This is a genomic window from Tepidanaerobacter syntrophicus, from assembly GCF_001485475.2.
Lineage (GTDB): Bacteria > Bacillota > Thermosediminibacteria > Thermosediminibacterales > Tepidanaerobacteraceae > Tepidanaerobacter > Tepidanaerobacter syntrophicus.
In genome coordinates this window covers 491072-501853 of the sequence record NZ_DF977003.1, presented here as the reverse complement: position 1 = coordinate 501853, position 10782 = coordinate 491072, and the positions used below count along the sequence as shown (strand labels likewise).

Genomic DNA, 10782 nt, shown 5'->3' with positions numbered 1-10782 from the left:
GATGTACGAACAAACTTCAAAATTGAGAAAAATAGTTGCGGAAAAGAATTCAATAAGCGACATCTCCGGTGATGGAAAAAATCTTAAAGTATATTGTGTAACAAGTGGTAAAGGCGGAGTCGGTAAAACTAATTTGTCCGTTAATTTAGGTCTTGCCATGCAAAGTTTAGGAAAAAAGGTTTTACTAATTGACGCAGACTTGGGCCTTGCAAATATAGACGTCCTGTTAGGCTTGTTCCCTGAGTACAACCTTTCTCATATATTGTCTATTGGAAAAAGTATTCGCGATATAATTTTGGAAGGTCCTTTGGGAATATCAATACTGCCGGGAGCTTCCGGCCTATATGAACTTGCAAATATTAGCAATTCTGATATTAAATTACTAATTAATAGTTTCAATACCTTAGCCGATGACTTTGATATAATTATAATTGATACAAGCGCCGGCATCTCAAAAAATGTAACAAGCTTTATTACATCTTCAAACGAAACGATAGTCATTACAACTCCGGAACCCGGGGCATTGGCTGATGCTTATGCCATAATTAAAATTTCGCGAGAGTTTTGCGATAAAATTCATGTAGTAGTTAACAAAGCCGACAATTACAAAGAAGCAAATCGAACAATGGAAAAGTTGTCAAGGTCAGCCAAAAAATTCTTAAACATGCAGCTGAATTATCTGGGTTTTGTTTTAGAAGACGAGACAGTTCATAAAGCAAATATGGAGCAAGTTGCATTTTTTGTAAATTACCCAAACAGCCTGGCATCAAAGTGTCTAATGGACATTGGCAGAAAACTGGTATATGGCGAACCGCTATTGCCTAAGACAAATGTAACGCTTAATAGTTGGTTTACAAGGCTTGTATCTATAATCAAAGCCAATACGGGGGTTATCTGATTGGAGAAATGCTACTTAGACATAGGAATGAAGGTGACTTTAGGAATCTTTAATAACGATGCAGAACATTTTTTTCCATCAAAAGTTGAAGATGTTCTAACCGATCATATAATTTTAGGAATGCCCATGAAGCAGGGAAGAATATATTATATAGAAAAAGGCGAAAAAATAAACATATATTTTCCTTCAAAAACTTCTTTTTACTGTATGGAAGGTTTAGTCGAAGGTAAACAATATGAACCGATTCCTGTCATAATTGTAAAGCCGATTGGAGAGCCTTGTAAAAAGCAAAAGCGAAATTATTTCCGGCTAAATATCGCTTTAAAAGCTTATATAAAATTACCTGATTGCCAAAACCCGATAAAGGTATATACAAAGGATATAAGTGCAGGCGGCGCAAAATTTTCCAGTTCACTGTTTATAAAAGAAGGAACTTTGATCGAAATAATGATTCCGGAAATTTTAGATGATTTATGGCTTAGAGCAATAATAGTCCGCACAGAAAAAAATTATCAAGCTCAGCACTCACATAAATACGATATAGCAGCCCAGTTTACAGAAATCGATGAGTATGCGCAAGATACTATAGCTAAATTTATCTTTTCTACACAAAGAAAGCTTATAAGAAAGGGAATCAAATAGTGCTTATTCGGTCAGTAATCAACTGTCGAGGTGAAAAAAATGAATAATAATCAATATTTGGATGTATTTTTAGAGGAAGCCAAAGAACATATTGCAAGTCTTAATACATACCTTTTAGAATTGGAAAATAATCCGGCGCAAGAGGTTATAGACGAAATATTTAGATCGGCTCATACCTTGAAAGGCATGTCAGGTACCATGGGCTTTACGCAGCTTTCAGAGCTGACCCATGAAATGGAAGATTTGCTTCAAGAGCTGCGAAACCATCAGTTAACTGTGACACCACAAATAATCGATACTTTATTAAGATGTGTAGATATTTTAGAAGAGTTGGTAAATGACATAGAACTCAATGGTGAAGAAAGCCAGCGCGACATCCAAGCACTTATAAATAGTTTAAAAGCGCGAAATAATGAATTTTTAAGCAATAATACTAACAATAAAGACGCGGCCGAAGAGATATCCGCAGGAAATATTGCGGTGCACAGTTTTAATGAGTATGAAGGCCGGTTAGTAACTCATGCGCTTGATAAAGGACTTAATGTCTGGCAGATAGTTGTTAGATTAGCTGATGAATGTTTACTTAAATCAGCAAGGGCATTTTTAGTATTTAAAACGCTGGAAGCCTTTGGAGAAATAATTAAAACTGAGCCAATAGCCCAAGATATTGAAGACGAAAAATTCGACAATGAGTTTACCATGTACCTGGTAACATCTCAAGGTAAAGAGGAAATATATAAAGCATTGGACACTGTTTCAGAATTAGAAAGTGTTGTAATAGAACCGATTGTACAAGAGTCAATATCAGTTAAGGAAACCAGTTCCTTTAATTACAAGCCAGATGATAAAGATACTGCGCAAACTTCGGAATCGCAGAACGATGCTTTAAACAGGACTACAAGCGTAAATACGTTTAAAAAGACAGGGAAAACTTTAAGGGTAGATATAGAACGTTTAGATACGCTAATGAATTTGGTCAGCGAGCTTATTATAATAAAAACACGTCTAGACGATATTAATAAGGGCGAAAAGGATTACCAAGCAAAGCAGCGTGAAGCCATAGAATATCTTGAACGTATAACATCAAGCCTCCACGATGCTGTAATGAAAGCAAGAATGGTTCCCATAGAAAATGTGTTCAATAGATTTCCCAGGGTGGTTCACGATTTGTCTCGAGAGCTTTCTAAAGAAATCGATCTTGTGGTCGAGGGGGCTGACACCGAATTAGATAGAACTATAATAGACGAGATCGGAGATCCGCTAATACACCTGATTCGAAATGCAGCAGACCACGGTATAGAAAATCCAAAGGAAAGAATTGAAAAAGGAAAGCCTGCCCATGGAACAATTAAGTTAAAAGCTTATCACGACGGAAATAATGTAGTTATAGAAGTATCTGACGATGGTAAAGGCATTGATTTAGATGGTGTAGTAAAAAAAGCTGTTGAGAGGGGATTAATTGATAAAGAACAGGCAAAGAGCCTTAAAGAGCATGAAATAACCTCATTTCTTTTCGAACCGGGGTTCAGCACGAAAGCTGAGGTTACAGATATTTCAGGCCGTGGGGTAGGTCTTGACGTGGTAAAGACTAAAATTGAGTCATTAGGCGGCTCTATTGATGTTACGAGTAAAAAGGATGCAGGAACTATATTTTCAATACGCCTGCCTCTTACATTAGCTATTATTCAGGCTCTTATGGTTATGGTTGGAAGTGAAAAATATGCTATCCCGCTGAGCTCGATTAAGGAGACTGTTATTGTTTCAAAAGAAGAAATTAAAAAGGTTCAAAAAACCGAAGTCACTATTTTAAGAGGCAATGTAATTCCTGTAATAAGGCTTAACAGAGTCTTAGATGTTAAAAGTGATTCTGATTATAATGAAATGACATTAGTAGTTGTAAAAAAAGGAGAAAAAGATATAGGCCTTGCGGTGGATGAGCTTCTTGGCCAGCAGGAAATAGTGATTAAAACACTGGGTAACTTTTTAAAGGATATTAAATTTATTGCCGGAGCTACAATACTTGGCGATGGTGAAGTGGCTTTAATTTTGGATGTTAACAAATTAGTTTAAAGGAGGATTTTTATGGCAGAGGATATTCGGCAATTTGTAGAATTTAAATTAAGTGACGAGGAATACGGAATTGATATACTGCAAGTAAAAACTATCGAGAGAATGATGCCTATAACTAGAGTGCCTAAAACGCCGGATTTTGTGGAAGGAGTCATAAATCTTAGAGGAGAAATAGTCCCGGTTATAGATCTTAAAAAAAGATTTGACCTCCCTCCCGGTGAAGTGACAGATAGCACAAGAATAATAATAGCTTCAATCGACGATATAACTGTGGGAATGATAGTAGACGCAGCTACAGAGGTAATCCAACTTTCTCAAGATGATATTGAACCTGCGCCACCTATTATAGGCGGTATTGATGCTAATTATCTTGACGGTGTAGGTAAAATTGACGGCAGATTATTAATCCTACTTAATGTTGCTAAATTGCTAAAGCCTCAAGAAATAAATCAGCTTGCTCAAATGTGAAGGTGGTTAAAAATGTATTCTGATTTAGAGATGGATGCATTGCGAGAAATAGGAAATATAGGCGCAGGTAATGCAGCTACAGCGCTATCTATGCTTCTTTGCAAAAAAATTACAATAAAAGTTCCGCAGATAAAGATTATCCCTTTTGATGAAGTTTCTCAATCTGTTGGCGGACCGGAAAAGCTTGTTGCAGGAATTTTTATGAGAATAAGCGGAGATATAGAAGGGAATATTTTAATAGTGATTCCTGAAATTGATGCATACCATCTTACGGAAATCTTGCTGAACGCAAAACGAGAGAATGGTATGGATTTTTCAGAAATGGAAAAATCCGCCTTATTGGAACTTGGAAATATTGTGGGAAGCTCATATGTTACTGCTTTGTCAGATTTTACAAAGCTCTCTTTAAAAATTTCGGTTCCAAGCTTTGCTTTTGATATGGCTGGAGCAATTATAAGTTTTCCGCTAAGTCTTTATGGATATATAGGAGATACTGCATTTTTAATTGATACCGAATTTACGGAAGGTTTGGATGGCATCAGGCTACATTATTTCCTAATCCCGGACGACAAGTCGTTACAGTTACTTTTAAAAGCTATTGGAGTGAATACCGTTGAACACATCAATCAGAGTAGGAATGGCAGAATATAAAGCTGCAAAGTCTCCTTACAGTTTAATCACATTGGGTCTTGGCTCTTGCGTCGGAGTAACGCTGTATGACAACTTAACAAAAGTTGGAGGTCTTGCCCATGTAATGTTGCCCGACAGCACTCTTAGCGGCAAAAAAGATTACAATCCGGGAAAATTTGCAGACACAGCCATTGATGTGCTGATTGAAGAAATGCTGAAGCTAGGTGCTAGTAAAAATCGCATGGTAAGCAAAATCGCCGGTGGAGCTCAAATGTTTCAAATAAAGTCTGAAAATAATATTATGCAAATCGGAAAGAGAAATGTTGAAGCGGTAAGAAATAAATTAAACCAACTCAATATCCGAATAATTGCCGAAGACGTAGAAGGTAATTACGGCCGTACGATAGAGTTTTTTTGCGAAGACGGCAGACTAGCGGTCAGAACCATCGGACATGGTACAAGGATTTTATAATCTGGGGTGTAGGAATGCAAATTCAAAATACCGAAAAGCTGTGGCAAAATTACAGTGCTACAAAGGACAAATATATCAAAGAACAGCTGATTGAAAAGTATCTTCCATTAGTAAAACACATAGTAAACAGGTTAAATATAAATTTACCTCCGTATTTGGAATACGAAGATCTTATCAGCTACGGCATATTCGGTCTTATCCAGGCAATTGAAAGATACGATGTAAATAAAGGCGTCAAATTTGAAACTTACGCATATGCAAGAATAAAAGGTTCAATAATAGATGAATTGAGAAAAATAGATGGAGTGCCACAAGAAACGAGAAAAAAGGCAAAAACGATCCAAAACACTTTTTCAGAATTAGAACAAATCTTAGGGCGTTCCGCTGACGACAGCGATATATGTGAATATCTTGGTATAACCAAAAGGGAACTTGACGAAATTTATAATGAGATATCTAAAGTCGGTTATGCCCTGTCTCTTAACGACTTAATAATTTCAGACGAAGATATAGAAAAAAATCATTTTCAGCGGCCCGATATTCAAGCGGAAAGGGAGGAAGCCAAGAGAATACTTGCAAATGCAATTAACAAACTTCCGCAGCAAGAAAAGCTAGTAATAGCTCTTTATTACTATGAAGATTTAAATTTTAAAGAGATTGCGGAAGTTATGGAACTTTCTCAAGGAAGGATATCTCAGCTTCATACAAAGGCTATACTTAGATTGCGGGGCCATCTGAGTCGAAAAAAAGTTTCATAATCAAAGGAGTGTTGGATAGTGGGGGCTGATGACAATAAAAAATTAGAAGAAGCAAACGTTTCTGAAGATAGCAAAAATAATACAGAAAATGACGCAAAAATAGAAATAGATATAAGTAAAGATGAAATGGAAGCTACGCTGTGTATAATTTCGCCAAGAGGCACCGAAAATTTGCCTGACTTTGATACCGTTTTAAAAGAGCTAGATGCAAAAAATATAACTTATGGGCTAAATTATGATTTAATTAAAGAAATACTTACAAAAAGAATTTTGAACAAGCCTATCAAGATAGCGTCAGGCACTGCGCCCGTTGATGGCAAGGATGGCTATGTGAAATACCATTTTGATCTTAAACAAGAAGCAAAACCCAAAATACTTGCCGATGGTACCGCTGATTATTATAATCTTGACATCATAATCAATGTTAAGAAAGGCCAGTTGATTGCAGAAATATTTCCACCAACAAAAGGGACGCCGGGCAAAACTGTAAAGGGCAAGCCTGTTAAGGCGAAAAATGGAAGAGAAGCAAGAATTATTATAGGCAAAAATGTAGTAATGTCAGATGATAAGAAGAAACTTTTTGCGAACATAGACGGCCAGCCTATTATTAGCGGTAACAAAATAAGTGTTTTACCTGTTTTAGAAATAAAAGGTGATGTAGGGCCTGCAACGGGAAATATTGATTTTTTAGGGAGCATAACTGTATTTGGGAATGTAAAAAGCGGTTTTAGCATTAAATCTGCAGGAGATATAGAGATAAACGGAATAGTCGAGGCAGCCGAGATCGAATCAGAGGGCAATATTATAATAAAAAGAGGAGTGCAGGGACAGGGAAAGGGATATTTGAAAGCCAATGGCTCAATTACAGCAAGATACATAGAAAATGCAACTGCTGAAGCTGGGGAAAATATTGAGATTTTAGATGCATCTATGCACAGCTCTCTTTCGGCCGGCAAAAATATAACGGCAAAAGGGAAAAAGGGTCTGATAGTAGGGGGTGTTGCAAGGGCAGGAGAAAAAATTGTTGCCAAAACAATAGGTTCTCCAATGTGCACCTATACAGAACTCGAGGTAGGCATGAACCCGTCCTTAAAGCTCAAATATCAAGAAATATGTAATAAGCTTCATGCAATCGAATCAGATTTGCATAAAATTGAACAGGCTGTGCCGGTGCTGGAAAAACTCAAGGAAGCAGATCAGCTTTCACCCGAAAAAGAAACCCTCCTTGAAAAACTTCTTAGCACTAAAGATGTATTAGTTGAAGAAAAATCAGAGCTTTTGATTGAAAAAGAAAATCTCGACCTTGCAATTTCATATTCAGATAAAGCGAACATATCTGCTTCTGATGTATGCTATGCAGGCGTGAATATAATTATTGGCAATGCCAGTTTAAAAATTAGAGATAAAATTGACCATGTAACCTTTTACAATTATGGAGGCCAAATAAAATTTGGACCTTATGAAGGTTAGGTGTTTATAATGGCGATAAAACCGATAGATATGCAGATGATTGTACCAAAAGCTACAGAAATTGCAAAAGTACAAAATGTTATAAATGAAAATATTGATGACAACAAGGCTATTCTTGCCGCAGGCTTTCAAGAACAGATTAAAACTAAAAGACAAAAAATCACTGAACGAGACCAGATCGAAAAGGCAGAGTTCCGACAAGAGCAACGAAGTAACCAAAAAGGTAGTTCGAAAGGCAAAAAGAAAAAGGAAGAAACGAAAGAAGCTAATAAAAAACTTAATCGTCATCTTGATGTAAGGATTTAGTGCTTGGTAAATTTTCGTAAAATCATGCTGCCCAATATTTATTCGCCGAATATACGGCGTTTTTTATTACAATAAACATTTTGCAAGTTACAGTTAATCGGAGAAAAGAGATAAAATCACATAAAAATTTTAGTTTTAGGTCCTTGCGCTGATGAAGCTTTTATGGTATACTAACACACGGTAAAAATACACATATCGGTGGATTTTCAAAGGCGGTACCTTTTAGGTTCCTTTGATCAATGAAGCCGGTAGAGGAATAAAACCGGGAGGTGAAAAAATGTCAATTATTTCAATGAAACAACTATTAGAAGCGGGAGTTCATTTTGGGCATCAAACAAGAAGATGGAACCCCAAAATGAAGGAATACATCTTTACCGAAAGAAATGGAATATATATCATAGACCTTCAAAAAACGGTAAAGAAAATGGAGGAGGCCTATGAGTTTGTAAAAAATATTTCCGCAGAGGGCGGCACCATTTTATTCGTGGGTACAAAAAAACAGGCCCAAGAATCTATTAAAGAAGAAGCCGAAAGATGTGGAATGTACTATGTCAATCAGCGTTGGCTCGGCGGAATGCTTACAAACTTCAAGACTATCCGTAAAAGAATTGATAGGCTCCATGAGCTAGAGAAAATGGAGGAAGAAGGAGTTTTTGAAGTTCTTCCAAAAAAAGAAGTAATTAATTTACGTCATGAAAAGGAAAGATTAGAGAAGAACTTAAGCGGTATAAAAAATATGACAGAACTCCCCCAAGCAGTTTTTGTTGTTGATCCCAGAAAGGAACGGATAGCCGTTCAGGAAGCGAGAAAACTGCAAATACCATTAATCGCAATTGTCGATACAAACTGTGATCCAGACGAGATAGATTATGTAATACCCGGAAACGACGATGCTATAAGAGCTGTTAAATTGATAACAGAAAAGATTGCCGATGCTGTAATCGAGGGTAGACAGGGAGAACAGTTAGCGGCTGAATGAACACACTTTAGGTAAGGGCGTTAACTACCCTTACCTTTTATTTCAAAAATGAGGAGGTTTGTGCTTTATGATTACTCCACAACAGGTTAAAGAGCTGCGCGAAAAGACAGGCGCAGGAATTATGGACTGTAAGAATGCATTAACCGAAGCAGACGGAGATATAGAGAAGGCTATAGTAATTTTGAGGGAAAGAGGCTTGGCTAAAGCCGCAAAGAAGCAAAGCAGAGTAGCCACCGAAGGTGTTATAGAAGCATATGTCCATGGCGACGGAAGAATTGGAGTTTTGGTAGAGGTTAACTGTGAGACTGACTTTGTTGCAAGAAACGAAGAATTTAGAAGGTTTGCAAAAGACATTGCGATGCAGGTAGCTGCTTCAAATCCTAAATATCTTTCAAGGGATATGGTTCCTGCTGATGTAATTAATCAAGAACGAGAAATATTTAGGACACAAGCTTTAAACGAAGGCAAGCCCGAGAATATAGTTGATAAAATTGTCGATGGAAAACTTGAAAAGTTTTACGAAGAAAATTGTCTTTTGGAACAACCTTTTATTAAAGATCCTGATAAAAACATTTCACAGCTGTTAACGGAAAAAATTGCATTACTCGGTGAGAATATAGTTATTAGCCGTTTTGTAAGATTCGAAAAAGGAGAAACACTGGAAAACACCGAGAGTGGATGCTGCTGCAGTTAAACAGCAAAAAGAGACACTATTTTTTAAGTGTCTCTTTTTTAAAAAAGAGGATTTTACCAATTAAATAGAGAATTATTTTAGTAAAGAGAGGGTTTTTAATGCAAAAACCAATTTACAAGAGAGTTGTATTAAAAATAAGTGGAGAGGCATTAGCCGGTAACAAGGGTTTTGGCATAGATCAGGATACACTAAATTCGATTGCAGATCAAATCAAGGAAATTCATGACCTTAATGTAGAAATTGCAATCGTAGTGGGTGGTGGTAATATATGGAGAGGTAGAGATTATAAAGAAATGGATAGAGCAACGGCGGATTATATGGGGATGCTGGCTACCGTTATTAATGCTCTTGCATTGCAAGACGCATTGGAAAACAGAGAAGTTCAAACCAGGGTCCAGACCGCTATAGAAATGCGAGAAATTGCAGAACCTTATATTCGCCGCAAAGCAATCAGGCATTTGGAAAAAGGGCGAGTTGTTATATTTGCCGCAGGCACGGGAAATCCGTTTTTTTCTACAGATACTGCTGCAGCCTTAAGAGCGGCTGAAATCGATGCAGAAGTTATTCTTCTGGCAAAAAAAGTTGACGGTGTATATGATTCAGATCCTGTAATAAATCCTACAGCGCAAAAATTTACTTCGCTTGACTATATTGATGTTTTAAACAAAAGTTTGGGAGTCATGGATTCTACAGCAACTTCGCTGTGCATGGACAATAAGATACCTATTATTGTCTTCGGCATTAATACGCCGGGAAATATAAAAAAAGTAATAATGGGGGAGAATATAGGAACAACAGTAAAAGGGAGTTGATTTTGCTTGGATAAGAGCATATATACGGAAATGGAAAAAGAAATGAAGGAAGTGCTGTCAAAGTTAAAATCGGAATTTGTCGTTATACGAACCGGCAGGGCGTCGGCTTCACTTTTAGACAAGATATATGTAGATTACTACGGTTCGCCGGTTCCGATAAATCAGATCGCTTCAATAAGCGTTCCGGAACCAAAGATGATAGTGATACAACCTTGGGATATTAAAATGCTTGGAGTCATAGAAAAGGCAATTTTAAAATCAGATCTTCGACTTACCCCGAATAACGATGGTAAAGTTATAAGGCTTGTTTTGCCTGAACTTACTTCAGAAAGAAGGCAGGAACTTTTAAAATTGGCCAAGAAAAAGGCCGAAGAAGCTAGAGTATCTATAAGAAATATTCGCCGTGAATACAATGAAAATTTGAAGAAAATGGAAAAAAGTGGAGAAATTTCTGAAGATGAGTTGAAGCGTTCTCAGGAAGAAATCCAAAAATTAACCGATAAATACATAGAAGAAGTAGACAAGATGCTAGCAGCTAAAGAAACTGATATAATGGAAGTGTAAAACTTGATTCCAGCCGAGG

Annotated in this window: 13 protein-coding genes; all 13 read left to right on the top strand. The window is 36.9% G+C overall.

From position 1 onward, the window contains the following. Position 1: 1 nt before the first annotated feature. The 13 genes from TSYNT_RS11360 (at position 2) to frr (ending at position 10763) form a co-directional block, all read left to right on the top strand. Positions 2 to 898: a MinD/ParA family protein gene (locus TSYNT_RS11360; protein WP_059034126.1), complete on the top strand. Its 897-nt coding sequence runs from the start codon at positions 2 to 4 to the stop codon at positions 896 to 898. Continuing rightward, positions 899 to 1540, top strand: a complete 642-nt coding sequence (locus TSYNT_RS11355; protein ID WP_114272619.1) for a flagellar brake protein — start codon at positions 899 to 901, stop codon at positions 1538 to 1540. A 39-nt stretch (positions 1541 to 1579) separates the two neighbouring features. Beyond that, positions 1580 to 3610: a chemotaxis protein CheA gene (locus TSYNT_RS11350; protein WP_059034125.1), complete on the top strand. Its 2031-nt coding sequence runs from the start codon at positions 1580 to 1582 to the stop codon at positions 3608 to 3610. A gap of 12 nt (positions 3611 to 3622) precedes the next feature. Then, positions 3623 to 4078, top strand: coding sequence for a chemotaxis protein CheW (locus TSYNT_RS11345; protein WP_059034123.1), 456 nt, complete (start codon positions 3623 to 3625; stop codon positions 4076 to 4078). 12 nt (positions 4079 to 4090) lie between these two features. Further along, positions 4091 to 4729, top strand: coding sequence for a chemotaxis protein CheC (locus tag TSYNT_RS11340; protein ID WP_059034121.1), 639 nt, complete (start codon positions 4091 to 4093; stop codon positions 4727 to 4729). Next, positions 4716 to 5180 carry a chemotaxis protein CheD gene (locus tag TSYNT_RS11335; RefSeq protein ID WP_059034363.1) on the top strand — a complete coding sequence of 155 codons (465 nt, stop codon included), beginning with the start codon at positions 4716 to 4718 and terminating at the stop codon, positions 5178 to 5180. The genes TSYNT_RS11340 and TSYNT_RS11335 overlap by 14 nt, the downstream gene beginning before the upstream one ends. A gap of 14 nt (positions 5181 to 5194) precedes the next feature. Beyond that, positions 5195 to 5938, top strand: coding sequence for a FliA/WhiG family RNA polymerase sigma factor (locus TSYNT_RS11330; RefSeq protein ID WP_059034119.1), 744 nt, complete (start codon positions 5195 to 5197; stop codon positions 5936 to 5938). A gap of 18 nt (positions 5939 to 5956) precedes the next feature. After that, positions 5957 to 7408 (top strand): DUF342 domain-containing protein, encoded by a 1452-nt coding sequence (locus TSYNT_RS11325; RefSeq protein WP_059034117.1) that lies wholly within the window; start codon positions 5957 to 5959, stop codon positions 7406 to 7408. A gap of 9 nt (positions 7409 to 7417) precedes the next feature. Beyond that, the gene (locus tag TSYNT_RS11320; protein WP_162781001.1) at positions 7418 to 7714 is read left to right on the top strand and encodes a hypothetical protein; all 297 of its coding nucleotides are present in this window, start codon (positions 7418 to 7420) and stop codon (positions 7712 to 7714) included. A gap of 277 nt (positions 7715 to 7991) precedes the next feature. After that, positions 7992 to 8693 carry a 30S ribosomal protein S2 gene (rpsB, locus tag TSYNT_RS11315; RefSeq protein WP_059034113.1) on the top strand — a complete coding sequence of 234 codons (702 nt, stop codon included), beginning with the start codon at positions 7992 to 7994 and terminating at the stop codon, positions 8691 to 8693. Between the two features lie 67 nt (positions 8694 to 8760). Next, entirely contained in the window at positions 8761 to 9387 is a 627-nt protein-coding gene (gene tsf, locus TSYNT_RS11310) for a translation elongation factor Ts (protein ID WP_059034111.1), read from the top strand. 98 nt (positions 9388 to 9485) lie between these two features. Next, the gene (pyrH, locus tag TSYNT_RS11305; protein ID WP_059034109.1) at positions 9486 to 10199 is read left to right on the top strand and encodes a UMP kinase; all 714 of its coding nucleotides are present in this window, start codon (positions 9486 to 9488) and stop codon (positions 10197 to 10199) included. 30 nt (positions 10200 to 10229) lie between these two features. Next, the gene (gene frr, locus TSYNT_RS11300; RefSeq protein WP_059034361.1) at positions 10230 to 10763 is read left to right on the top strand and encodes a ribosome recycling factor; all 534 of its coding nucleotides are present in this window, start codon (positions 10230 to 10232) and stop codon (positions 10761 to 10763) included. Positions 10764 to 10782 lie beyond the last annotated feature (19 nt).

Coding starts and splice junctions, on each gene's coding strand:
- TSYNT_RS11360 (WP_059034126.1), top strand. CDS start 2: ATGTACGAACAAACTTCAAAATTGAGAAAAATAGTTGCGGAAAAGAAT.
- TSYNT_RS11350 (WP_059034125.1), top strand. CDS start 1,580: ATGAATAATAATCAATATTTGGATGTATTTTTAGAGGAAGCCAAAGAA.
- TSYNT_RS11345 (WP_059034123.1), top strand. CDS start 3,623: ATGGCAGAGGATATTCGGCAATTTGTAGAATTTAAATTAAGTGACGAG.
- TSYNT_RS11340 (WP_059034121.1), top strand. CDS start 4,091: ATGTATTCTGATTTAGAGATGGATGCATTGCGAGAAATAGGAAATATA.
- TSYNT_RS11335 (WP_059034363.1), top strand. CDS start 4,716: ATGGCAGAATATAAAGCTGCAAAGTCTCCTTACAGTTTAATCACATTG.
- TSYNT_RS11330 (WP_059034119.1), top strand. CDS start 5,195: ATGCAAATTCAAAATACCGAAAAGCTGTGGCAAAATTACAGTGCTACA.
- TSYNT_RS11320 (WP_162781001.1), top strand. CDS start 7,418: ATGGCGATAAAACCGATAGATATGCAGATGATTGTACCAAAAGCTACA.
- rpsB (WP_059034113.1), top strand. CDS start 7,992: ATGTCAATTATTTCAATGAAACAACTATTAGAAGCGGGAGTTCATTTT.
- tsf (WP_059034111.1), top strand. CDS start 8,761: ATGATTACTCCACAACAGGTTAAAGAGCTGCGCGAAAAGACAGGCGCA.
- pyrH (WP_059034109.1), top strand. CDS start 9,486: ATGCAAAAACCAATTTACAAGAGAGTTGTATTAAAAATAAGTGGAGAG.
- frr (WP_059034361.1), top strand. CDS start 10,230: ATGGAAAAAGAAATGAAGGAAGTGCTGTCAAAGTTAAAATCGGAATTT.